24 protein-coding genes are annotated in these 21,620 nt (G+C 72.6%); 16 read left to right on the top strand and 8 right to left on the bottom strand.

Going from position 1 to position 21,620, the window contains the following annotated elements:
* The first annotated feature begins 83 nt into the window (after positions 1-83).
* From AB0R04_RS12040 to AB0R04_RS12020, 5 genes are all read left to right on the top strand, one after another.
* On the top strand, positions 84-827 hold the full coding sequence (locus AB0R04_RS12040) for an endonuclease V (RefSeq protein WP_363370299.1): 744 nt from the start codon (positions 84-86) through the stop codon (positions 825-827).
* 97 nt (positions 828-924) lie between these two features.
* Positions 925-1,350, top strand: coding sequence for a hypothetical protein (locus tag AB0R04_RS12035; RefSeq protein ID WP_363370297.1), 426 nt, complete (start codon positions 925-927; stop codon positions 1,348-1,350).
* 92 nt (positions 1,351-1,442) lie between these two features.
* Positions 1,443-2,792 carry a hypothetical protein gene (locus tag AB0R04_RS12030; protein ID WP_363370295.1) on the top strand — a complete coding sequence of 450 codons (1,350 nt, stop codon included), beginning with the start codon at positions 1,443-1,445 and terminating at the stop codon, positions 2,790-2,792.
* Between the two features lie 86 nt (positions 2,793-2,878).
* Entirely contained in the window at positions 2,879-4,099 is a 1,221-nt protein-coding gene (locus tag AB0R04_RS12025; protein WP_363370293.1) for a S8 family serine peptidase, read from the top strand.
* 123 nt (positions 4,100-4,222) lie between these two features.
* A complete protein-coding gene (locus AB0R04_RS12020; RefSeq protein WP_063349203.1) occupies positions 4,223-4,753 on the top strand; it encodes a DinB family protein in 531 nt (176 codons plus the stop codon).
* Between the two features lie 6 nt (positions 4,754-4,759).
* Here AB0R04_RS12020 and AB0R04_RS12015 read toward each other — a convergent pair whose 3' ends face one another.
* A complete protein-coding gene (locus tag AB0R04_RS12015) occupies positions 4,760-5,200 on the bottom strand; it encodes a hypothetical protein (protein WP_363370291.1) in 441 nt (146 codons plus the stop codon).
* 542 nt (positions 5,201-5,742) lie between these two features.
* Here AB0R04_RS12015 and AB0R04_RS12010 point away from each other — a divergent pair.
* Positions 5,743-5,907, top strand: a complete 165-nt coding sequence (locus tag AB0R04_RS12010; protein ID WP_363370290.1) for a hypothetical protein — start codon at positions 5,743-5,745, stop codon at positions 5,905-5,907.
* A 7-nt stretch (positions 5,908-5,914) separates the two neighbouring features.
* On the opposite strand, the gene AB0R04_RS12005 is transcribed toward AB0R04_RS12010, so the two are convergent.
* Positions 5,915-6,526 carry a hypothetical protein gene (locus AB0R04_RS12005; RefSeq protein WP_363370288.1) on the bottom strand — a complete coding sequence of 204 codons (612 nt, stop codon included), beginning with the start codon at positions 6,524-6,526 and terminating at the stop codon, positions 5,915-5,917.
* A gap of 256 nt (positions 6,527-6,782) precedes the next feature.
* Between AB0R04_RS12005 and AB0R04_RS12000 the strand changes: the two genes are divergently transcribed.
* Complete coding sequence (locus AB0R04_RS12000) at positions 6,783-7,790, top strand: hypothetical protein (RefSeq protein WP_363370286.1); 1,008 nt, start codon at positions 6,783-6,785, stop codon at positions 7,788-7,790.
* Positions 7,791-7,831: 41 nt separating this feature from the next.
* Here the strand turns inward: AB0R04_RS12000 and AB0R04_RS11995 are convergent, their stop codons facing one another.
* Positions 7,832-8,422, bottom strand: coding sequence for an isochorismatase family protein (locus tag AB0R04_RS11995; protein ID WP_363370284.1), 591 nt, complete (start codon positions 8,420-8,422; stop codon positions 7,832-7,834).
* A gap of 298 nt (positions 8,423-8,720) precedes the next feature.
* The gene (locus AB0R04_RS11990; RefSeq protein WP_363370282.1) at positions 8,721-10,037 is read right to left on the bottom strand and encodes a nicotinate phosphoribosyltransferase; all 1,317 of its coding nucleotides are present in this window, start codon (positions 10,035-10,037) and stop codon (positions 8,721-8,723) included.
* A 141-nt stretch (positions 10,038-10,178) separates the two neighbouring features.
* Here AB0R04_RS11990 and clpS point away from each other — a divergent pair, with 141 nt between their 5' ends.
* From clpS to AB0R04_RS11955, 7 genes are all read left to right on the top strand, one after another.
* A complete protein-coding gene (gene clpS / locus AB0R04_RS11985; RefSeq protein ID WP_063351371.1) occupies positions 10,179-10,472 on the top strand; it encodes an ATP-dependent Clp protease adapter ClpS in 294 nt (97 codons plus the stop codon).
* Between the two features lie 102 nt (positions 10,473-10,574).
* The gene (locus AB0R04_RS11980) at positions 10,575-11,147 is read left to right on the top strand and encodes a DUF2017 domain-containing protein (protein ID WP_363370280.1); all 573 of its coding nucleotides are present in this window, start codon (positions 10,575-10,577) and stop codon (positions 11,145-11,147) included.
* 187 nt (positions 11,148-11,334) lie between these two features.
* Positions 11,335-12,777, top strand: coding sequence for an amino acid permease (locus AB0R04_RS11975; RefSeq protein ID WP_363370278.1), 1,443 nt, complete (start codon positions 11,335-11,337; stop codon positions 12,775-12,777).
* A gap of 100 nt (positions 12,778-12,877) precedes the next feature.
* Positions 12,878-13,309, top strand: coding sequence for a M67 family metallopeptidase (locus AB0R04_RS11970; RefSeq protein WP_063349211.1), 432 nt, complete (start codon positions 12,878-12,880; stop codon positions 13,307-13,309).
* Between the two features lie 139 nt (positions 13,310-13,448).
* Complete coding sequence (locus AB0R04_RS11965; protein ID WP_347878546.1) at positions 13,449-13,568, top strand: putative leader peptide; 120 nt, start codon at positions 13,449-13,451, stop codon at positions 13,566-13,568.
* Positions 13,569-13,683: 115 nt separating this feature from the next.
* Complete coding sequence (locus AB0R04_RS11960) at positions 13,684-13,962, top strand: MoaD/ThiS family protein (protein ID WP_363370276.1); 279 nt, start codon at positions 13,684-13,686, stop codon at positions 13,960-13,962.
* A gap of 79 nt (positions 13,963-14,041) precedes the next feature.
* Positions 14,042-15,010 carry a cysteine synthase gene (locus AB0R04_RS11955; protein WP_063349213.1) on the top strand — a complete coding sequence of 323 codons (969 nt, stop codon included), beginning with the start codon at positions 14,042-14,044 and terminating at the stop codon, positions 15,008-15,010.
* Positions 15,011-15,014: 4 nt separating this feature from the next.
* Here AB0R04_RS11955 and AB0R04_RS11950 read toward each other — a convergent pair whose 3' ends face one another.
* Entirely contained in the window at positions 15,015-15,485 is a 471-nt protein-coding gene (locus AB0R04_RS11950; protein WP_363370274.1) for a type II toxin-antitoxin system PemK/MazF family toxin, read from the bottom strand.
* A 186-nt stretch (positions 15,486-15,671) separates the two neighbouring features.
* Here AB0R04_RS11950 and AB0R04_RS11945 point away from each other — a divergent pair, with 186 nt between their 5' ends.
* Positions 15,672-15,863, top strand: a complete 192-nt coding sequence (locus AB0R04_RS11945; RefSeq protein WP_208869099.1) for a MerR family transcriptional regulator — start codon at positions 15,672-15,674, stop codon at positions 15,861-15,863.
* Positions 15,864-16,062: 199 nt separating this feature from the next.
* Positions 16,063-16,809, top strand: a complete 747-nt coding sequence (locus AB0R04_RS11940) for an MBL fold metallo-hydrolase (protein ID WP_063349215.1) — start codon at positions 16,063-16,065, stop codon at positions 16,807-16,809.
* A 40-nt stretch (positions 16,810-16,849) separates the two neighbouring features.
* Here the strand turns inward: AB0R04_RS11940 and AB0R04_RS11935 are convergent, their stop codons facing one another.
* The 3 genes from AB0R04_RS11935 to AB0R04_RS11925 all read right to left on the bottom strand — a co-directional run bounded on the left by AB0R04_RS11935 (position 16,850) and on the right by AB0R04_RS11925 (position 20,928).
* A complete protein-coding gene (locus AB0R04_RS11935; protein WP_363370271.1) occupies positions 16,850-18,136 on the bottom strand; it encodes an LLM class flavin-dependent oxidoreductase in 1,287 nt (428 codons plus the stop codon).
* Positions 18,133-19,200 (bottom strand): LLM class flavin-dependent oxidoreductase, encoded by a 1,068-nt coding sequence (locus tag AB0R04_RS11930; RefSeq protein ID WP_363370269.1) that lies wholly within the window; start codon positions 19,198-19,200, stop codon positions 18,133-18,135. Before AB0R04_RS11930 ends, AB0R04_RS11935 begins: the two co-directional genes overlap by 4 nt.
* A 450-nt stretch (positions 19,201-19,650) precedes the next feature.
* Positions 19,651-20,928 carry a PTS transporter subunit EIIC gene (locus AB0R04_RS11925; RefSeq protein ID WP_363370267.1) on the bottom strand — a complete coding sequence of 426 codons (1,278 nt, stop codon included), beginning with the start codon at positions 20,926-20,928 and terminating at the stop codon, positions 19,651-19,653.
* Positions 20,929-21,620 lie beyond the last annotated feature (692 nt).

Raw genomic sequence — 21,620 nt, 5'->3', positions numbered from 1 at the left:
GCGCACAGGCTCACCCCGGGGTCGTCCGCCCCTCGGTACGGTGAACCCGACCGCGCCCGCCCCACCCACCCGGGGGAACACCCGTGCCCATCCCCGCCGACTGGCCCACCACCGAAGCCCAGGCACTCGCCGAACAGGAACGCCTGCGCCCCCTCGTCCAGACCCACGACCCCGACGACGCCTACGGTTCCGGGGGCTCCGACGGTTCCGGCTCCGGCAGCGGGGTCGGGCGGCTCATCGCCGGCGTCGACGTCGCCTACGACGACGAACACGACCTCGTCGCCGCCGCAGCCGTCCTCCTCGACCACGACACCCTCGCCGTCGTCGAACAGTCCACCGCCGTCGGCCGCATCCCCTTCCCCTACACCCCCGGACTGCTCGCCTTCCGCGAACTCCCCGCCGTCCTCGACGCCCTCGCCGCCCTCACCCGCACCCCCGACACCGTCGTCTGCGACGGCTACGGCCTCGCCCACCCCCGCCGCCTCGGCCTCGCCAGCCACCTCGGCGTCCTCACCGGCCTGCGCACCCTCGGCGTCGCCAAAACCCCGTTCACCTTCCACCACCACGACCCCGACACCCCCCGCGGCTCCACCACCCCGCTCACCGACCCCGCCACCGGCGAAGAAGTCGGCCGCGCCCTCCGCACCCGGCCCGGCGTCAAACCCGTCTACGTCTCCATCGGCCACCGCATCAGCCTCGACACCGCCGTCCGCACCACCCTCCAACTCGCCCCCCACTACCGGCTCCCCGAAACCACCCGGCACGCCGACTCCCTCTGCCGCCGCGCCCTCGCCGACGCCCTCCACACGAGGACGCCTGCGAACTGACCAGGTACCAGGCGGAATTCGGGCCCCGTGTGTTAGACATGAGACACCGGGGCCCAACCCCGACAGCGACCCACGGACGCACGGGGGAGGCGCCGAAGTGGCAACAGGAACCGGCACGACCGGAGGCGCCGGCCAGGGCTACCGCGTCGAGGTCGAACAACTCCGCGCCTTCGCCGCCCAAGTCCGGCTCCTCCTCGCCGAATTCCAGCACCACGCCGACGGCACCGGCACCCACGGGCGCAGCGGCATCGGCAGAACCGCCTTCGGCACCTTCGCCGAAGCCACCGAGATCCACAACCGCTACAACACCATGCGCGACGGCCTGCGCGACGTCCTCAACCAACTCCAACAAGCCGTCGACGAAGCCCAGAAGAACGCCGAACTCACCGCCACCACCTACGAAGAACACGACCAGCACACCGCGAAGAAACTCAAACTCGGCGACGACGGCTGGTCCGTCGCCAACCCCTCCGCCAGCAGCAAGGCCGCCTACGAGCACACCGTCGCCCCACCCGCCCCCTGACCCCCGGCCACCCCCGGCCGAGCCCGAACGGAGGCGAACCCCCCATGGCCTACACCGACTTCACCACCTACAGCCACGCCCAACTCCGCACCATGGCCCAGGCCCTCAACCCCGGCGAAGTCATGGCCGCCGGCGACCCCTGGCGCCACGCCGCCGACACCCTCAAGGCCATCCGCGCCACCCTCACCCGCGCCAGCACCGAAGCCGCCGTCACCTGGGAAGGCGCCACCAGCGACGCCTTCCACACCCGCATGCTCCACCTCGCCGACAGCATCAACAACGCCGCCTCCTACGCCAACGACGCGGCCAACACCCTCCACAACATGTCCGAGGCCATCGCCAAGGCCAAACGCGACATGCCCGAGGAACCCAGCACCTGGGAAAAGGTCAAGGACACCGTCGGCGACGGCGTCTCCTCCGTCTTCGGCGGCGACGACGAACACATCCCCGTCGCCGACCGCCGAAAAGCCGAAGCCGCCACCGTCATGCAAACCCTCGCCATGCACTACCGCATCGCCACCCCCACCCTGAAGCCCCCACCGAATCTGCCGCCGTTGCAGAAGTCGGATGAGACACGCGATGTGACACCACAGGAGGATCCGGCCGGGGCGGCGGTGGCGAGCGCGATGATGTCGGGAACCTCGATGGGCGTCGCGGGAACATCAGGGCGGGTGACGACCAGCCCACTACCACAGAGTCCGAAGACCTCCGGACCGGAGATGCCAGCCCGCTCCACGTCGAGGAGTGCGCCTGTTCCGACCGATTCGGGGATCAGGGGTGGTACGGCGCAGACTCCGCCGAAGCCTCTGGGCTCGGTGAACTACGGCCCGGGCACGGGCATCGCGGGCACGCCAGCGGTCGTCCCCAACAGGACCGTGGTCACCACCGTCGCCCCGGGAACTGAGGTGTCCGGGGCTGGTGTTGTGCCGCCTGGTGGCGCTGCGGGCAGCCTCCCGGGAAGCAACGGCGGGCAGGGGATCTCCAATCCCGCAGGCCCGGCGGCGGCTGGTCTACCTGTCGGTTCCGGCATCGGCGAGGCCGGGGTCGGATTCGGCGGTCGGGGACTCCCGGACGGCGCGTATCCGATGGGCGGCCCCGGACCGGGCGGGGGCGCCGGGGGCCGAGGTGGCTCCAGTGCCCGGCCGGTGGGTGGGTCTGCAGGCCGACTTGGTGGGATCGTCGGTGGGACGGTAGGACCGGTCGAGGGAATGCGCGGCAAGCAGGCGTTCACGGAAGGCGGTTCCGGCCTGGGAGCTCGGAACCGGCCCTGGGGCGAACCCGGCGCTGGCGGCCCAGGCGGCATGGCCCCTGGCCTGCCGCTCACCGGTGTGCAACGGCACAAGGAGGACCGGGAGAAGGGGCGGCGGAGACCCGACTACCTCGTCGAGGACGAGGAGACCTGGGCGGCGGACAAGCCGGCCAATCCGAACGTGGTGGAATGAGCCCGGTCCTGAAACGGATGGGTGATCTGATCGCGTCCCGCAGATCGGTGATCTGCGGGACGCCTCGCTGAGTGGGGTGACCAGGCTTGACGAGCCGTCGGTTGGCGCGTGGTACAGCGGCCCTTGCCGCCGGGGCATTGATCTGGAGTGTCGCGGCACCGACGGCATCGGCGGATCAGATCAGAGACGAGCAGTGGGCTCTGAAGACCTTCGAGGCCGAGACGAAAGTCTGGACTGTCAACCAGGGCGAGGGCGTGATCGTCGGTGTGGTCGACAGTGGGGTCAACCAGGACCATCAGGACCTCACCGGACAGGTGCTTGCGGGGGGTGACTTCTCCGGTACGAACACGGACGGCCGTACCGACGGCGACGGCCATGGCACCGGGATGGCGAGCCTGATCGCAGGGCACGGGCACGGTGCGCAGGCGGGGATCATGGGCTTGGCGCCGAAGGCGAAGATCCTGCCGGTGAAGGTACGGACCGACGGCGAGAATCAGGATCTCCAGCAGAACGGCCTCGCCGAGGCGATCCGCTTTGCTGTGGATCACGGTGCGAAGGTCGTCAACATGTCGGTAGGGGGGACGTCGAGGTTCGACTCCCCGGCACGTGAAGCCGTCAACTACGCGGCCTCCAAGGACGTCGTGCTGGTTGCCGCCACCGGGAACAACGGCGACAGCCTGAGCGGTGTCCAGTACCCGGCGGCCTTCCCCGGAGTGGTGGCGGTTGGCGCGGTGGACCGGCAGGGGCGACTGTGGGAGAAGTCGAGCTACGGACCGGAGACCACACTGGTCGCCCCCGGGGCGGAGATCTACCGGGCCAGTGCGAAGACCTCTGCCGGCTACGGCGTGGGCAACGGCACCTCTGATGCCACCGCCTACGTCTCCGCCACCGCCGCGTTGATCCGGGCGAAGTATCCGGAGCTTTCGGCTGGGCAGGTGATCAATCGGATGATCAGGACTGCCACGCCGCCGCGGGACGGGTCGGCGGTGCCGGGGAGCAGATACGGCTTCGGGGTGCTGGCGCCGGCGAAGGCGTTGGAGGCCGATCCGGTGGTGGACGGTGGGTCTCGGGTGAATCCGTTGGTGGGGCGGGGGGAGTCGCAGGGGGCTGCGGGGGGCGGGGTGACGGAGGAGCCGGGTGGCGAGGCTGTGGTGCCTGCGGCGGGGGCCGGTGGGGCGGGCGGGGGCGGCTGGTTCGGGGTCGGGGTTGCAGTGGGGGTGGCGTTGTGGGGGGTGCTGGTCGGCGGGGTGGTGGCGGTCGTGGTGTGGGTGGTGCGGGTGCGGCGGCGCAGGGGTGCGGGCGGCTGAGGGCGGCGGGCGGGGTGGCAGCATTTTGGTGGCGGTTGGCGTCCTTGCCGCTGGTGGGGTGGGTGGTGGGGTGGCCATGCTGGGGCCATGAGTGCTTCTGAGTGTGGCGTGGATCCGGTGGGTGTGGTCGTTCCGGACGGCAAGGACTGGACGTGGGTGTTGGAACGCCCGTGTCCGGATTGTGGGCTGGATGTTGCGGCGGTGGTGCGGGAGGACGTCGCGGGGATGGTCCGGGCCAATGCGGAGGCCTGGGTGGCGCTGTTGGCCGGGGCCGAGGAGGGTTTGCGCCGGCGGCCGCGGCCGGGGGTGTGGTCGGGGCTGGAGTACGCGTGCCATGTCCGGGACGTGTTCCGGCTGTTCCGGGTCCGGTTGGACCTGATGCTGGCCGAGGAAGCCCCGCTGTTCCCGAACTGGGACCAGGACGAGACGGCGGTCGCCGAGCGGTACGGGGAGCAGGTGCCGGCGGTGGTGGCCGGGGAGTTGGCGGCGGCCGCGGAGGTGCTGGCGGCGGCGTTCGGGCGGGTGGCGGGCGAGCAGTGGGGGCGGACCGGGGGCCGTAGTGACGGGGCGCGGTTCACGGTGGAGTCGTTCGCCCGTTATCTGATCCACGACCCGGTGCATCACTTGTTCGACGTGACGGGCGAGCGGGTCTGAGGGGGCTCACCAGCCGGAGGCCTCCCACAGCATGGTGCGCCGGAGCCGGCCGGCGACGCTGGCGGTGTCGGTGCCGATGACGTCGGCGATCTCGGGGGCGGCGAGGCCGACGACGTAGTGCAGGATCGCCAGGTCGTCGTCGGCGGGGTGGCGGTCCGGTGCGGCGGGCACGTGCCGGGTGTGGTCGGCGACGGTGCTGCGCAGGATCTGCCAGGCGTTCGCGGTGGGGTTGGAGCTGCCCAGCAACTCGCGCCATTGGACGGCGATTTCGGCGAATGCCTGTTGGACGGCGGTGGCCGCGCTGCTGTGCTCGGTCAGCCACACCCGGGCGTAGCTGATGTACCGGGGGCGGTGGAGTTCGCAGAAGGCGGCGAACTCCAGTGGTACGTCCTCCGGTTCACCGGGCCTCGGGGGCGGCTCGGCGGAACTCGCGTGACGGTTGGTCATCTCGGCTTCTCGGAAAGGGAGATGGACGGCTGACGGTCGATCATCTGCGCTCACTCTACGATATGCCCTCGGTGCGCTGGGTTACCAATCGGATTGAATGCCCGGAACCCGCCGCCGCTCGGCCGGTTCCGGTGTCGACCGGTGGGGCGCGGTGGTGCAGCGGTGGTGGGGCGGCCGGGCGGAGGATCGGTGGGGGAGGGTGGCGCAGTGGTGCGGGGGGTGTAGTTGCGAGCGCGTCGCGGCTGGTCAGGGGGTGCAGAAGGGCCGTGGTTGCAGGACGGTTGATGTGCCACCGTAGGGCTTATGGAGGCTGGCGTCCACGCCCACGGCGCGAAGCTGCGGCCGCACAACCATCCGCGCAACCACACCTTCGGTCGCGCCCGTACCGGCGTGGCGCGACGGGCCGGATGGGCACCGCCGTGCATGCCTCCGCCGGGGGCGCGCAGCCCGGGTACGGGCGGTGGATGCGGGCGGTGGGTACGAGGTGGACGCGCTGCGCGCCGAGGCGGGTGTGGCGGGGGGCGTGGCGGCAGGGGTGGTGGGTGGACGGTGCGCTCGCCGTGGCGGCGGCGCACCGGGTGGCCGAGGGGGCGGAGCAGGCGTTGATCCGGGTGGTCCCGCGCCTGCTGGCCGCCACCGTGCATGTCGGCCACGCCTCGGCGGCCTGGGGCCGTCCGGCCCGGGTGGCCGAGGCGCGGGCGGGGTGATCTGCCGTCAGGGCTGCGGTCGGGCCTCCGTCGGGGAGAGGCGGTCGTCGACGGCGCTGCTCCGTTCGACCTGGGCGGGGAAGGATTCGATGGCCCGCCGCCGGGCGAGTTGGGCGGCGGTGGCGGCTGCGGCCGCAGTCGCCGCAGCGGCCCCGGCGGCGGCTTCCTCGCGTTCGCACCGGTGTGCGGCGCCAGCGGGGTGTCCGGTGGAGTGCCCGGCGGTGGCGGGGTGTGCGGCGCCGGCGGGGTGTCCGGTGGTGGCGGGGTGTCCGCCGGCGGTTCGTCGGCGGCGGCCGAGCGCGGTGCGGGCGGCGTGTTCCTCGGCCGCCTGTCTCGCGGCCAGGTAGGCCTGGACGGCGGCCATGCCGTAGACCGGCTGGATGAGCTGGTGGCCTTTGAAGAAGGGTCTGGCCGGGGCGAACCCGGCGGCGACCACGAGGTCGCGGATCTCGGCTATCTCGGCCTCGCTGCGGGCGGTGAAGCGGACCTCCCAGCCCTTCTTGTACGTATGGCCCTGTTCGCCGCTGCGGCGGGCCGGGTCCGGGCGGCGGACGTATCCGGGCAGACGGCCAAGGCGGAGCTGGGCCGCGCGGAGGCCGGCGGTCTCGTCACGTGACATGACGCAAGCCTAGGCAATTCCCGGGGCGGGTTTGACGCCTGGAGGGTCTCCCGGCGTATGCCTTTGGTCACTCTGGGTCAGGCGGCCTGGTGGGCGATCGTTTTCGATCAGATATGACAACCTGACGACCGTCAATTACTCCGATTGAGTGAGGGTATGGGGACTTTAGTGCGAGCTGATCCCGGTTTCGCGACGGTTGGGTAACAGTGCGTCAGGTGGCCGGTGGCGGGTCGGAGCGGTTGGGGATGGTGTCCGCATGAGCTACCGGATTCCCACGCCGCCGCCGTCCCTGGAGGAGCTGGCGAAGCGTCAACAGAACGTCGTCACCGCGAGCCAGTTGCGCGCCCGGGGCGTGCCGGCCCGGGTCATCACCGAGCACTGCCGTAGCGGCGGGCCCTGGCGGCGGCTGCTGCCCCGGGTGTACCTGCTGCAGTCCGACGGGCCGACCCCGGAGCAGCGGATGTGGGCCGCCCTGCTGTACGCGGCGCAGAACGGTCGCGAGGAGGGTCGTCGCGAGGGCGCGGTGATCACCGGTGCGGCCGCGCTCGCGCTGTACGGCTTCGCCGCGGTGCCCCGGCTGCCGGCGGTGATCGGGGTGGACGTCCTGGTGCCCCGCCAGCGCCGGCTGAAGGACGCCGGGGAGGTGCGGATCCTGCGTACCGAGCGGGAGTTGGTGGCCCGCTCGGTGCACGGCCTGGCCTGCGCGCCGGTCGCCCGGGCGGTCGCGGACGCGCTGTGCGAGTGGACCGTGGAGGAGGGGGGTGCCCCGATGCCGGTGCGGGAGGTGCTGCGCGAAGCCGTCTCCAGGCCCGACGGCCCGTGCACCGTGCGGGAGTTGGCGTCCGAGCTGACCGAGTCCGGGCTGACCGGCGAGCCCCGGGTGCGCGCCGCGCTGGACGAACTGCTGGCCGGTGAGCGGGACTTCGTCCTGGACCGGGTCGGCGAGCTGGTGGACGAGTGCCTGCTGCCCGTCCCGCTGGTCGGCCCCGAGCTGCGGATGCGCGGCGGCACGTACATCGCCGTCCCGGACCTCTACTGGCCGGAGCAGGGCGTTGCCGTGGAGGTGGATTCGGACCTGCGCTGCGTCAGCGAGGGCGAGGCCGCCTGGGTGCGCGGCGGCCAGCACCGGATGGAGTACCTGGGGATCCGGGTGGTGTACGTCTCCGGCGCCCGGCTCGCGGCCGACCGGGACGCGGTCGGCGCCGAACTGCGCGAGGCCCACCGGGTGGGCGGTTCGGACGTGGTGGAGTTGATGGTCGGTTAGCTCGGGATCGGATCCATCCGCACCCGGACCCGGAGCCGTGGCTACCCCCGAACCACCGGGGCGCCGACCAACTCGACCCCGGCGGCCCGCAGTTCGGTGAGCGCGGCGGCGGTGGTCGCCGGCGCGACCCCGGCGGTGAGGTCGAGCAGGACGCGGGTGGTGAAGCCGGCCCGGGCGGCGTCCAGGGCGGTGGCCCGGACGCAGTGGTCGGTGGCGATGCCGACCACGTCGATCTCGTCGACCTGCCGTTCGCGCAGCCACTCCACCAGGCCGCGGTTGTTCTCGTCCAGCCCCTCGAAGCCGCTGTACGCCGCCGAGTAGGCGCCCTTGTCGAAGACTGCCTCGACCGCGCCGGAGATGACGGAGGGGGCGAAGTTGGGGTGGAAGCCCACGCCTTCGGTGCCGGCCACGCAGTGCACCGGCCAGCTGGTGACGTAGTCGGGCTCGGTGGAGAAGTGGTCGCCCGGGTCGATGTGGTGGTCGCGGGTGGCGAGGATGTGCTGGTAGCCGGGGGAGGACTCGGCGATCAGGTCGGTGATGGCGGCGGCCACCTCGGCGCCGCCGGCGACGGCCAGGCTGCCGCCCTCGCAGAAGTCGTTCTGCACGTCGACGACGATCAGTGCCCGGTGCATGGCTCGCATCCTCGGATGTGGGGGGCGGCCGTGGTGGCGCGCCGGTGGGGGGGAGCCCTCGGGAGTACTCGGCCCGCGGCGGGGCTCGGGGGTTCTCGGGGAGCTCCGGGGGAACTCTACGGTTGACTCTAGGGAGTGGCGTGCGGGGGCGGAAGGCCTGGGGCGGACCCCGGGCCGGCTCCCGGCGCGAACCGCCGGACCGCGGCGAACCGGCGGACCGGTGAACCGCGGCGAACCGGCGAACCGCCGGACGGCCCCGGGGCCGGCTCCCGGTCCGCGCCGGTCGGCCGGGGCGGGGTCAGAGCACGAGTTCGGTCGGCAGCACCGGGTCGCCCTTGGAGAGCTGGGTGGCCGACAGCGGCAGTGCGGCCCGGGCCCGGATGTGCCGTTCGCGCGCGGCGGTGAGCGGTTCGCGGCCGACGGCCTGGCCGGCCCGCACCAGCGGCACCTGCATCAGGTGCGGCTCCAGGTCGGCGGGGACCGCTCCGGTGCCGACCACCTCGGCCTCGGCGACGCCGTCGGCGTCGGGCCGGCGGGCGGCCCACTTGCGGCCGCCGATGCTGGTCTTGCCGCCGGCCGCGCGCTTGGCCACCGGCACCAGCGGCCCGTCCGCGCTCTCGGCGCGGGCGACCAGCTTGTAGACCATCGCGCAGGTCGGGTGGCCGCTGCCGGTGACCAGACTGGTGCCGACGCCGTAGCCGTCCACTGGGGCGGCGGCGAGCGCGGCGATGGCGTACTCGTCGAGGTCGGAGGTGACGATGATCCGGGTCTTCGTGGCGCCGAGGTCGTCCAGCTGGCGGCGGACCCGGTGGGCCAGCAGGGTGAGGTCGCCGGAGTCGATCCGGACGGCGCCCAGTTCGGGGCCGGCCACCTCGACGGCGGTGCGGACGGCCTCGCGCAGGTCGAAGGTGTCGACCAGCAGCGTGGTGCCCTTGCCCATGGAGGCGATCTGCGCGCGGAAGGCGTCCCGCTCGCTGTCGTGGACGAGGGTGAAGGCGTGGGCGGCGGTGCCGGTGGTCGGGATGCCGTGGGTGAAGCCGGCCTCCAGGTCGGAGGTGGCGGCGAAGCCGGCCACGTACGCGGCCCGGGCGGCGGCGACGGCGGCCTGCTCGTGGGCGCGCCGGGCGCCCATCTCGATCACCGGGCGGCCGCCGGCGGAGGCGGTCATCCGGGAGGCGGCGGCCGCGATCGCGGAGTCGTGGTTGAGGATCGAGAGGATCACCGTCTCCAGGATCACCGCCTCGGCGAAGCTGCCCTCGACGGTGAGCAGCGGCGAGCCGGGGAAGTAGACCTCGCCCTCGGGGTAGCCGTGGATGTCGCCGGCGAAGTGGTAGTCGGCGAGGTAGCGCAGGGTGTCGTCGTCGACCACGCCCTGGCCGGCCAGCCAGTCGAGCTGCGGGGTGGTGAAGCGGAAGTCCTCGATGGCGTCGAGCACCCGGCCGGTGCCGGCCATGACGCCGTAGCGGCGGCCGCTGGGCAGGCGGCGGGTGAACACCTCGAACACGGAGCGGCGGTGCGCGGCCCCGCTGCGCAGGGCGGCCTGCAGCATGGTGAGCTCGTAGCGGTCGGTGAGGAGCGCGGTCGAACCGGCCGCGCGCACTGAAGTGGCGTCCATGCGGATGATGCTACTACCACTTAGCGTCAGAGTGACGATTTCTCGTGCTGCGAGCCGGGCCGGAATCGCCCGGGGGTCCCCCGGATGGCAGCATGGGGCTGAAGAGGCGTGGACGGACTGCGCAGCGAGGAGGACCCGGCGGTGAGTGTCGCGCCCGTGGAGATCGAGCGCCCGGAGGTCGAAGGACTACCGGTGGTGGAGCCGGACACGCCTTGGGTGACCATCGTGCACAACGACCCGGTGAACCTGATGAGCTACGTCCAGTACGTCTTCCAGGCCTACTTCGGCTACCCGAAGGACAAGGCCAGGAAGCTGATGATGGAGGTGCACACCAAGGGTCGGACGGTGGTCTCCAGCGGCTCCCGCGAGGAGATGGAACGCGACGTCCAGGCGATGCACGGCTACGGCCTCTGGGCGACGCTGCAGCACGACTGACCGCAGCACGACCGGCAGCAGCGCGGCGGCCGCGGCGCGAGTTGCCGCGGCCGCGGAGCCGGTACCCCACCCGAGACGACGAAGACGGGCTGACCGATAGACATGGCTGGGTTGTTCGAGAGTGCCGGCGGCGGGAGCGCGACGATCGCGCTGGACGAGCTGGAGGCCTCCATCCTGCGCTCCCTGGAGGTGGGGATCCTGCAGCTGATCGGGCCCGGCCCGGGTGGGGACGGCGGCGATCCGCTGGCCGCGCTGTTCGCCGAGGGCCCGACCGAGGCGCCGGCCAACCCGATGCTCGCCCGGCTCTTCCCGGACGCCTACGGCGACCCGGCCGGGCCGGAGGACCAGGAGAGCCGGGCCGCCTCGGGCGAGTTCCGCCGCTACACCGAGGTGGACCTGCGGACCCGCAAGCGCGAGGACGCCCTGCACGTCGTCCGGATGCTCGACCGGCTCGGCGGCGAGGGCGGGGTGCTCAAGCTGGACCCCGCCGACGGCCTGCGCTGGCTGGGCGCGCTCAACGACCTGCGGCTGACCCTGGGCGTCCAGCTGGAGGTCAGCGAGGACGACGAGGAGCTCTACGAGCTGCCGGACGAGGACGACCGCAAGCCGCTGGTGATGGCGTACGTCTGGCTGGGGGCGCTCCAGGAGACTCTCCTGGAGGCGATCGCGGACTGATCCTGCCCGCTTCCGGGCAGGCCCCGGTCGATTCGTCCAATATGTGGACGGATGGCCGGGGCATTTCTCTTTAAATCGGGCAAACCCTAGCAGGTCATGCTCAAATAACGCTCAGATGAACACCGCTATCCGAACCCTGCGTGGTACGACTTCTCCACCCCACGAGACCCACCCAGGACGGTGCACCATGGCCGAGCAGCTGTACGACGACGTGGTCGACGCGAAACCGGACGAGGAGGGCTATCACCGGGGGCTGGGAAGCCGCCAGATCCAGATGATCGCGATCGGCGGTGCCATCGGCACCGGCCTCTTCCTCGGCGCGGGAACCGCGATCTCCCGGTCCGGCCCGAGCCTGATCCTCTCCTACGCCGTCGCCGGCGTGGCGATCTTCGTGATCATGCGCGCCCTCGGCGAACTCCTCACCTACCGCCCGGTCTCCGGCAGCTTCGCCGAGTACGCACGCGAGTTCCTCGGCCCCTTCGCCGGCTACGTGACCGGCTGGACGTACTGGCTGTTCTGGGTGGTCACCGGCATGGCGGAGACCACCGCCGCCGCCGTGTACGTGAGGTTCTGGGCGCCCGACATCCCGCAGTGGGCCAGTGCGCTGACCTTCCTGGTGATCCTCTACGCGGCCAACCTGATCTCGGTGAAGCTGTTCGGCGAGATCGAGTTCTGGTTCTCGATGGTCAAGGTCACCGCCATCATCGGCATGATCCTGATCGGCATCGGGGTGCTCACCCTCGGCTTCAGCAAGGCCGGTGACACCGCGTCGATCACCCACCTGTGGCAGGACGGCGGCTTCTTCCCCAAGGGCATCGGCGCCACCGTGATGACGCTGCAGATCGTCATGTTCGCCTACCTGGGCGTCGAACTCGTCGGCGTCACCGCCGGGGAGAGCGAGAACCCCGAGAAGACCCTGCCGCGCGCCATCAACACCCTGCCCTGGCGCATCATGCTGTTCTACATCGGCGCGCTGGTGATCATCCTCTCGCTCGTGCCGTGGACCGAGTTCCAGCCCGGCGTCAGCCCGTTCGTGGCCGCCTTCGGCAAGATCGGCATCCCGGCCGCGGCCGGCATCATCAACTTCGTGGTGCTCACCGCCGCGCTCTCCTCCTGCAACTCCGGCATGTACTCCACCGGCCGCATGCTGCGCGACCTCGCCCTGCGCGGCCAGGCCCCCGGGCAGCTCACCAAGCTCAACTCCCACCGCACCCCGGCCTTCGCGATCACCCTCTCCTGCCTGCTGATGGGCGTCGGCGTGGTGCTCAACTACCTCGTCCCGGCCAAGGCGTTCGAGTACATCACCTCCGTCGCCACCGTCTGCGGCCTGTGGACCTGGGCGATGATCCTGATCTGCCAGATCCGCTACCGCAAGGCCTGGCGGGCCGGCCACCTGCCGCCGCCCACCTTCAAGGCGCCCGGCGGCGCCTGGACCAGCTGGACCGCGCTCGCCTTCCTCGCCCTGGTCGTGGTGCTGATCGCGTTCGACTCGGTCAACCGGATCTCGCTGTACGTCTTCCCGGGCTGGGCCGTCCTGCTGGTGATCGGCTACCAGGTGCTCAAGCGCCGCAACCCGCGGGCCGCCCACGGCGTCGCCCACGACCACCTGCACGTGCGCAACGGCGGCTGAACCGCCGGCGCCGGGCCGCCGCGCCCAGGTGGCGGACACCCGGTGACCGCGCTCCGGACGCCCCGGCGGACACCCGCCGGGGCGTGGCTATCCTGACCGCATGCTGACCATCACCCGAGAACTCCGCGACCGGATCGTGGCCCACGCCCGCGCCGACCACCCGGACGAGGCCTGCGGCGTGGTCGCCGGACCGGCCGGCAGCGGACGGCCCGAACGGTTCATCCCGATGCTCAACGCGGCCCGCTCGCCCACCTTCTACGAGTTCGACTCGGGCGACCTGCTCAAGCTCTACCGCGAGATGGACGACCGCGACGAGGAGCCGGTGATCGTCTACCACTCGCACACCGCCACCGAGGCCTACCCCTCGCGCACCGACGTGAGCTACGCCTCCGAGCCGTTCGCCCACTACGTCCTGGTCTCCACCGCCGACGGCAACGGCGAGGACGACCCGTTCCAGTTCCGCTCGTTCCGCATCGTGGACGGCGAGATCACAGAGGAAGACGTCCAGGTCGTCGAGGCCCACCCGGCCTGACCAGCACCCACCTGGGCGCGGCCCGCCGACCGCCCGCGAGCGGTCGGCGGGCCCGTGTCGTCTCAGCCCGAGAAACGGGAGCATCCGGATCCCGAGACGGGCATGGAGGAGCGGGCCCGGGAATCTATACGATGAGCCCATGCGTTCCGTCGATGTGAGCAACCAGGCCCCGGGCACCCGCCTCGTGGCGCGCCTGCACGTCGACCTGTGCCGGCTCGCCAGTGCGATCTGTCCCGGCACGCCCGCGCGCTCGCGCTGAGCCGCCCCGCCCCACCCGGGCCCACCGCCTGCCGGCGACGCCGAGCCCCGGGACCACCCTCCCCGCCGCGCCCGTCGCGGCCCACCCGCCTCACGACTCGCACAGGAGCGCACCCATGGCCATCGAGGTCCGCATCCCGACCATCCTCCGCACCTACACCGACGGCGCCAAGGCCGTCGAGGGCACCGGCAGCAACCTCGGGGAGCTCTTCGCCGACCTCGACGCCCGTCACCCGGGCATCGCCGCCCGCCTGGTCGAGGGCGGCGAGCTGCGCCGCTTCGTCAACGTCTACCTGAACGACGAGGACGTCCGCTTCCTGGAGGGCATCTCCACCGCCCTCGCCGACGGCGACAGCGTCACCATCCTGCCCGCCGTGGCCGGCGGAGCCCGCTGACCTCCCGCCCTCCCGCCCGCCCCGCGGCGGGCGGGAGGGCGCCCTTCCGCACCCTCACCGCCGTGGCCGGAGGCCTCCCTTGCGTTACGACAGCCCGCTCGAAGCCGTCGGCAACACCCCGCTGGTCCGCCTGCCGCGGCTGTCCGCAGCTGTCCCCGGCAACACCGACGGACAGGTGACGCTCTGGGCCAAGCTGGAGGACCGCAACCCCACCGGCTCGATCAAGGACCGCCCGGCGCTGCACATGATCGAGCGCGCCGAGGCCGACGGCCGGCTCACCCCCGGCTGCACCATCCTGGAACCCACCAGCGGCAACACCGGCATCTCGCTCGCCATGGCCGCCAAGCTCAAGGGCTACCGGATGGTCTGCGTGATGCCCGAGAACACCAGCGAGGAACGGCGCGAACTGCTCCGCATGTGGGGCGCCGAGATCATCCCCTCGCCGGCCGCCGGCGGCTCCAACACCGCCGTCCGGATCGCCAAGGAGATCGCCGCCGAGCACCCGGACTGGGTCATGCTCTACCAGTACGGCAACCCCGACAACGCGGGCGCCCACTACGCCACCACCGGCCCCGAGATCCTCGCCGACCTGCCGACCGTCACCCACTTCGTGGCCGGCCTCGGCACCACCGGCACCCTGATGGGCGTCGGCCGCTACCTGCGCGAGAAGGTCCCCGGCGTGCGGATCGTCGCCGCCGAACCCCGCTACGACGACCTCGTGTACGGGCTGCGCAACCTCGACGAGGGCTTCGTCCCCGAGCTGTACGACGCCGCGGTGCTCACCACCCGCTTCTCGGTCGGCTCCGCGGACGCCGTCCGTCGCACCCGCGAACTCCTCCAGCAGGAGGGCATCTTCGCGGGCGTCTCGACCGGCGCGATCCTGCACGCCGCGCTCGGCGTCGGCCGCAAGGCCGCGGCGGCCGGGGAGCGCGCCGACATCGTGTTCGTGGTCGCCGACGGCGGCTGGAAGTACCTGTCCACCGGCATCTACACCGCGGAGACCACCGAGGCGGCCGTCGAGGCGCTGCAGGGGCAGCTCTGGGCCTGAGGCCCTAGCCGCGCTGCAGGGCCTGCTGCGCGCGGGACCAGACCTGCCGGTCCACCGTGCCGGCCCGGCGGCGGAAGGCCGACAGCGGCACCTCGCGCAGCTCGTCGGTCTCCAGCCAACTGGTGCGGCCCTGCCGGTCGCCCACCGAAGCGGGCGGCAGCGGTAGCACGCCCGGGCGTTCGGCGTGGTGCTTGCTGGTGATCTTCGCGACGGTGGCGGTGCGGCCGTGCACCCGCAGCACCAGGCACGGGCGGTCCTTCGACCCCGGGCCGTCCTCGAACGGGACCTCCGCCCACCAGATCTCCTGCGGCTGCGGCCCCGGGCGGCCCTTCGCCGCCGGGCGCGGTCGCGGAGCCGTCGGCCCGGCCGGTCGCGGCGCCGGGCGGGTGCGCCGGACCAGCGCCCGCACGACGGCGGCCAGCAGCGCGACGCCCGCCACCGCCAGGACCACCCAGACCCCGGTCGAACTGTTCATGGCGCGAACCGTACCGGGCCCATGGCGGCCCCCACCACCGTGAGTGCCGAGACGGCCGGGCATTTGTCCGCAGCGTGCTCCCGGTTCGTCACGGAATGACCACGGTGCCCGTTCTGTGGTGAAGAGTCGCCAACGCCCGGACAGGCTGCCTCACGTACGCCCGCCCCGCCCCTCCGGAGGTGCCTCGTGGGGAGAAGCTCCGAGCTGTGGTCCTACGCCGAGATCGCCCGCCACATCAACGTGCAGGCCGAGACCGTCCGCAACTACCGGCGGCACGGTCTGCTGCCCGCCCCGGACGTCCTCGACGGCAGCGGCCACCCCCGCTGGTACCCCGACACGATCAAGGCCTGGGCCCGCAACCGCCCCCGCCACCGCTGACCCGACGGCACCCGAACGGACGGCACCGCCCCCGCCCCGGCGTTCTGGTGATTCCAGCCACAGCCCGGCACGGGGACGGGGGCAAAGTGCCGCTCCGCCCTTACTCTCGACACGCGAAGCAGTGCTACCGGCCGGTTTCACCGGCCCGGCCTGCCGTTTTCCAGCAGCAGCCAGGACGTGTCGGGGCGGAGGGGCTCGGATGAAACTGACCGTGGTGGGGTGCTCGGGGAGCTTCCCGTCCGCCGAATCGCCCTGCTCCAGTTACCTCGTCGAGGCCGACGGCTACCGCGTCGTGCTCGACCTAGGCAACGGCGCCCTCGGCGCCCTGCAGAAGTACGTCGACCTCTACGAGGTCGACGCCGTCCTGCTCAGCCACCTGCACGCCGACCACTGCGTCGACCTGTGCGCCTACTGGGTCGCCCGCAACTACCGCGCCGAGGGCTGCCCCGACCCGATGCCCGTCTACGGCCCGGCCGGCACCGCCGAACGGCTCGCCCGCGCCTACGACATGCCGGAGAACCCGGGGATGAAGGAGGTCTTCGACTTCCACACCCTCACCCCCGGGGCCTTCGACCTCGGCCCGTTCCGGATCGAGGTCGCCCAGGTCAACCACCCCGTCGACGCCTTCGCCTTCCGCCTCGAACACGACGGCCGCGCGCTCGTCTACTCCGGCGACACCGGCGAGAGCGCCGAACTCGTCGAACTCGCCCGCGACGCCGACCTCTTCCTCTGCGAGGCCGCCTACATCGACGGCCGGGACACCTACCAGGCCGTCCACCTCAACGGCCGGGAAGCCGGCGAGCACGCCGCCGCCGCCCACGTCCGCCGGCTCGTCCTGACCCACATCCCCCCGTGGACCGACGCCGAGCACAACCGCCGCGACGCCGCCGCCGCGTACCCGGGCCCCGTCGAGGTCGCCCGGGCCGGCGCGGTGTACCGGATCTGAGCGGGCGCTGACCGGCCCGGTCGTTCCAGCGTCGGCCGTCTCAGCGCCGACCGGGGAGCGGCAGGCCGAGGTGGTCGCGCAGGGTCGTCCCGCTGTAGTCGGTGCGGAACACCCCGCGTTCCTGGAGCAGCGGCACCACGCGGTCGACGAACGCGTCCAGGCCGCCCGGGGTCAGGTGGGGGACGAGGATGAAGCCGTCGGCCGCGTCGTTCTGCACGAAGAAGTCGATCCGCTCGGCGACCGTCGCGGGGGAGCCGATGAAGGACTGCCGGCCGGTCACCTCGATCACCAGCTCGCGGCTGGTGAGCTTCTTCTCGGCGGCCAGGGCCCGCCAGCGGGCGGCGACGGCCAGTGGGTCGCCGATCCGGACCCGGCCCTGGGCCAGGGCGCTGTCCGGGTCGGGGTCGACGGCGGGCAGCGGACCGTCCGGGTCGTGGTCGGACAGGTCGATGCCCCAGACCTGTTCCAGGAAGGCGATCGTGGTCTGCGGCCCGACCTGGGCCCGGCGGACCTCGGCGGCGAGTTCGGCGGCCTCGGCGTCGGTGTCGCCGAGGGCGAAGGTGACGCCGGGCATGATCTTCAGCTCGTCCGGCTTGCGGCCGTACGCGGCGAGCCGGCGCTTGACGTCCGCGTGGAAGGCCTGGCCGTCGGCGAGGGTGGAGTGCCGGCTGAAGACGACGTCGGCGGTCGCGGCGGCGAACTCCCGGCCCTCGTCGGAGTCCCCGGCCTGGATGACCACCGGGTGGCCCTGCGGCGGGCGGGGCAGCGAGAGCCGGCCCTCGACCTCGAACTGCGGGCCGCGGTGCCGGACGGTCTCCGCTCCGCCGTCCCAGAACTCCCGGGCGAGCTGCACGAATTCGGCGGCCCGGGTGTAGCGGTCGGCGCGGTCGAGGTAGCCGCCGCGGCGGAAGTTCTCCCCGGTGAAGGCGTCCGAGGAGGTGACCACGTTCCAGGCCGCGCGCCCGCCGGAGAGGTGGTCCAACGAGGCGAAGCGGCGGGCCAGTTCGTACGGTTCGTTGAAGGTGGCGTTGACGGTGCCGGCCAGCCCGAGGCGGGTGGTGACGGCGGCCAGCGCGTTCAGCACGGTGATCGACTCGGGGCGGCCGACCACGTCCAGGTCGTGGATGCGGCCCTTGTTCTCGCGCAGCCGCAGGCCCTCGGCGAGGAAGAAGAAGTCGAACTTCCCGCGCTCGGCGGTCTCGGCGAGGTGGCGGAAGGAGTCGAACTCGATGTGGCTGCCGGAGTTCGGGTCGCTCCACACCGTGGTGTTGTTGACGCCGGGGAAGTGCGCGGCGAGGTGGATCTGCTTGAGCGGGCGGTCCGTCATCGGGTCACCTCGGCGAGAGCGGCAGCGGACGGGGCGGCGGTGGCGGCGGTGTTGGTGGCGTCGGCGGCGGTGGCGTAGCGGCTGGCCGGGCGGGCCAGGCCGAGGTGGTCGCGCAGGGTGCGGCCGGCCGCGTACCCGGCGCGGAACAGCCCTTGGGCGCGCAGCACCGGGACGACCCGTTCGGCGAGGGCGGCCAGGTCCCGTTCGGGCTCGGCGGGGACGAGGTGGAAGCCGTCGACGCCGGTGCCGATCGCGGCGAGGTCGGCGAGCAGACGGTCGGCCGCGGCGTCGTCGGGCAGGGCGGCGTCGGTCCGGGCGAGGATGCGCAGGTGCTCGCCGGCGCGCAGCCGCAGTTCGGTGGCGGCCGCCAGCCGGGCGGCGTGGTCGGGGGCGTCCAGCAGCACGACGTCGGCGTACCGGATCGCCGTCGCGACCCGGGCGCGCCCGCCGGGAGAGGCGTACGGGGCGAGGTCGACGGCGGCCACCGGGACGGCGACGACCGGGCGGCCCTGCGGTGGGCGCGGGGTGATCGACGGTCCGCGGACGGAGAAGTGCGGACCCTCGAAGTCGACGTAGTGCAGCTTGTCGCGGTCGACGAACCGCCCGGTGGCGGTGTCGCGGATCTCCGCGTCGTCCTCCCAGCTGTCCCAGAGCCGGGCGGCGACCTCGACGGCGTCGGCGGCCTCGGCCCAGAGCGCGTCCGCGGGGGCGGTCGGGCGGCGGCCGAAGGCCTTGGCCTCGGCCTCGGTGGCGGAGACGCCGACCAGCCAGCCGGCCCGGCCCCGGCTCACCCAGTCCAGGGTGTTGACCGCGATCGAGGTGTGGAACGGCTCGGTGTGGGTGGTGGTGACGGTGGGCACCAGCCCGACCCGCTCGGTCAGCGGGGCGATCCGGGCGAGGGTGGCGAGGGCGTCGGGGCGGCGCGGTTCGGGGGTGAAGGAGTCGTCGAGGGTGACGAAGTCGAGGGTGGCCCGCTCGGCGAGGCGGGCGAGGGCGGCGTAGTGCCCGGCGTCGACGTGGCCGGGGCTGTCCAGGGCGGCGGAGAGGTGCAGTTGGCGGGGCATGCTGAGGCCTGACTTTCCTCGTGCGGACGCGTGCGGGCGACGCCGGCGAACGCGCACAGGGTGTGTGCGGGTGCGTACGGCCGCGCGCGGGTGCGCGGTGACGGCCCGGAGGCGGGCGGGGCCGTGCGGGCGGGAGGGGAGGAACGGCGCCGGGCGGGAGGTCAGCCGGGCGGCGGGGGGAACGGTCGGCTCAGCCGCGACACGCCGCGGACCACACGCGACCGAAGTCGATGTGGCTGCGGGTCACCAGCGGGCAGGACGCGTTCACGGCTTCAGTTGACCAGTGCCTCCGCCGGTTCGTCAACCGCCGTTCCCGCCGCCCCGGGGCGGAACGCGCGACGGGCCCCGCCGGGATGCGCGACGGGCACGGACCGGGATGCACGACGACCCCGCCCCGCCGCTGGGGGAGCAGCGGCGGGGCGGGGTCGTGGAGTGCGGACGGACGGGGCCTCAGGCCTTGGTCACGTCCTCGATCTCGTCGTCGTCCTCGCGACCGGGGGTCTTGAGGTCGAACTTGGTGATCGCGAAGCGGAAGAGGAAGTAGTACAGCGCGGCGAAGACCAGGCCGATCGGGATGATCAGCCACGGGTCGGTGGCCTTGCTCCAGGCCAGCGCGTAGTCGATCAGGCCGCCGGAGAAGGTGAAGCCGTCGTGCACGCCGAGCGCCCAGGTGACGGTCATCGAGACGGCGGTGAGCACCGCGTGGATGACGTACAGGGCCGGGGCGATGAAGACGAAGGCGAACTCGATCGGCTCGGTGACACCGGTGACGAAGGAGGTCAGGGCCAGCGAGACCATCATGCCGGTGATGGCCTTGCGGCGGTGGGGCTTGGCGGCGTGGGCGATGGCCAGGGCGGCGGCGGGCAGCGCGAACATCATGATCGGGAAGAAGCCGGACATGAACTGGCCGGCGGTCGGGTCACCGGCGAAGAAGCGCGGGATGTCGCCGTGCACGATGGTGCCGTCGGCCTTGGTGAAGTCACCGGTCTGGAACCAGGCGTAGGAGTTCACGAACTGGTGCATGCCGACCGGCAGCAGACCGCGGTTGACCAGGCCGAAGGCGCCCGCGCCGAGCGCGCCGGCACCGATCAGGGAGTCGTTCAGGCTCTTGATGGCGTCGCCGACCGGGCCCCAGGTCAGGGCGAACAGGACACCGATGCCGGTGCCGACGAAGGCCATCATGATCGGCACCAGGCGGCGGCCGTTGAAGAAGCCGAGCCAGTCGACCAGCTTGGTGCGGTGGTACTTCTGCCACAGGATGGCGGCCAGCAGGCCGATCACGATGCCGCCGAGGACACCCGGGTTCTGGTAGGTCGGGGCGACCCACTTGCCGTCGGCGATGTGGCCTTCGGCGATCGGGAACGCGGTCAGCACGTTCTTGTAGACCAGGAAGCCGACCAGGGCGGCGAGGGCGGTGGAGCCGTCCGCCTTCTTGGCGAAGCCGATCGCGATACCCACCGCGAACAGCAGCGGCAGGTTGTCGAAGACCCCGCTACCGGCGGTGTTGAACACCGCGGCGACCTTGTCCCAGCCGAGGCCGTCCTTGCCGAACACGTCGTCCTGGCCGAGGCGCATCAGCAGACCGGCGGCGGGGAGCACGGCGATGGGCAGCTGGAGGCTGCGGCCGATCTTCTGCAGGCCCTGGAGGAGGTTCTGGCCGAACTTCTTGGCGGGGCTTGGCGTGGCCGGAGCCGAGGCGGGCGTCGGTGCCTGCGCTGACTGACTCATTGGGGTGGGTTCCTAACGGCATGGCGGTCGGGGGAGGGGCACAGGGGGCCGAACCGCGAACTGGTCTACACCACGTGTGGTGTAGACCAGTTTTGTAGCACGGGTGGAGAAGGGGGGGAACCCCGGAAAGCGCCCCTGCCGGGAAGCGCTATGAAATCGAAACCTAGTTGCGGAACGACGATCATGATTACCCGCCGTGATTGGGATTTTGGCTATTTGCGCAACAAAAAGGCCCGGCCCCGTCCGGAGGCCCCGCCGAGGCCTCGTCAGGGGTCCGCCGCGGGCCCGGCGGTGCGCGAACGGGGATCGGGCCGGCGGGGTTCGCGGGCGGACGCGGCGGTGCCCGGGCGGAGGCGGCCCCCGGAGCTCGGGTGCCCGCCCGCCGGGGTCCGGGTCGGGCGCGGCGCGCGGCGGGGGAGGGGCCCGCCGGGGTGTCGGACATCACGAACGACCGTCGGCCGGGAGGAGTCCGGGCCCCACCCCGTCCGGCTTCGGCCAATCCGCGGCTTTCCGACCCCCCGCGGCGCATGGTCGGGGCCGGCGCGGAAACGGCGGCGGCCGATTGCCGGCCACCGCCCGCGCCGGGCGGCGGCGGCCTTTCCCCACCCCCGGCGCGCCCACGCCCGGCGGCCCGGCGGCCGGGCGGTGCGGGCCGCCCCGGCCCCGCCTGGCACGGCCGACGGCCCGCCGGG

Origin of the sequence: Kitasatospora sp. NPDC056731, from assembly GCF_040687675.1 — a bacterium.
Taxonomy (GTDB): domain Bacteria; phylum Actinomycetota; class Actinomycetes; order Streptomycetales; family Streptomycetaceae; genus Kitasatospora.
This window is presented reverse-complemented; position numbering and strand designations above follow the sequence as displayed.

Excerpts from the sequence above, each read along its gene's own strand:
- AB0R04_RS11925 (WP_363370267.1), bottom strand. The coding sequence starts at position 20,928 with ATGAGTCAGTCAGCGCAGGCACCGACGCCCGCCTCGGCTCCGGCCACG.
- AB0R04_RS12005 (WP_363370288.1), bottom strand. The coding sequence starts at position 6,526 with ATGTCACGTGACGAGACCGCCGGCCTCCGCGCGGCCCAGCTCCGCCTT.
- AB0R04_RS11940 (WP_063349215.1), top strand. The coding sequence starts at position 16,063 with ATGAAACTGACCGTGGTGGGGTGCTCGGGGAGCTTCCCGTCCGCCGAA.
- AB0R04_RS12030 (WP_363370295.1), top strand. The coding sequence starts at position 1,443 with ATGGCCCAGGCCCTCAACCCCGGCGAAGTCATGGCCGCCGGCGACCCC.
- AB0R04_RS11950 (WP_363370274.1), bottom strand. The coding sequence starts at position 15,485 with ATGAACAGTTCGACCGGGGTCTGGGTGGTCCTGGCGGTGGCGGGCGTC.
- AB0R04_RS11975 (WP_363370278.1), top strand. The coding sequence starts at position 11,335 with ATGGCCGAGCAGCTGTACGACGACGTGGTCGACGCGAAACCGGACGAG.
- AB0R04_RS11935 (WP_363370271.1), bottom strand. The coding sequence starts at position 18,136 with ATGACGGACCGCCCGCTCAAGCAGATCCACCTCGCCGCGCACTTCCCC.
- AB0R04_RS11965 (WP_347878546.1), top strand. The coding sequence starts at position 13,449 with ATGCGTTCCGTCGATGTGAGCAACCAGGCCCCGGGCACCCGCCTCGTG.
- AB0R04_RS11990 (WP_363370282.1), bottom strand. The coding sequence starts at position 10,037 with ATGGACGCCACTTCAGTGCGCGCGGCCGGTTCGACCGCGCTCCTCACC.
- AB0R04_RS11960 (WP_363370276.1), top strand. The coding sequence starts at position 13,684 with ATGGCCATCGAGGTCCGCATCCCGACCATCCTCCGCACCTACACCGAC.
- AB0R04_RS12000 (WP_363370286.1), top strand. The coding sequence starts at position 6,783 with ATGAGCTACCGGATTCCCACGCCGCCGCCGTCCCTGGAGGAGCTGGCG.
- AB0R04_RS12015 (WP_363370291.1), bottom strand. The coding sequence starts at position 5,200 with ATGACCAACCGTCACGCGAGTTCCGCCGAGCCGCCCCCGAGGCCCGGT.
- AB0R04_RS11970 (WP_063349211.1), top strand. The coding sequence starts at position 12,878 with ATGCTGACCATCACCCGAGAACTCCGCGACCGGATCGTGGCCCACGCC.
- AB0R04_RS11930 (WP_363370269.1), bottom strand. The coding sequence starts at position 19,200 with ATGCCCCGCCAACTGCACCTCTCCGCCGCCCTGGACAGCCCCGGCCAC.
- AB0R04_RS11980 (WP_363370280.1), top strand. The coding sequence starts at position 10,575 with ATGGCTGGGTTGTTCGAGAGTGCCGGCGGCGGGAGCGCGACGATCGCG.
- AB0R04_RS11995 (WP_363370284.1), bottom strand. The coding sequence starts at position 8,422 with ATGCACCGGGCACTGATCGTCGTCGACGTGCAGAACGACTTCTGCGAG.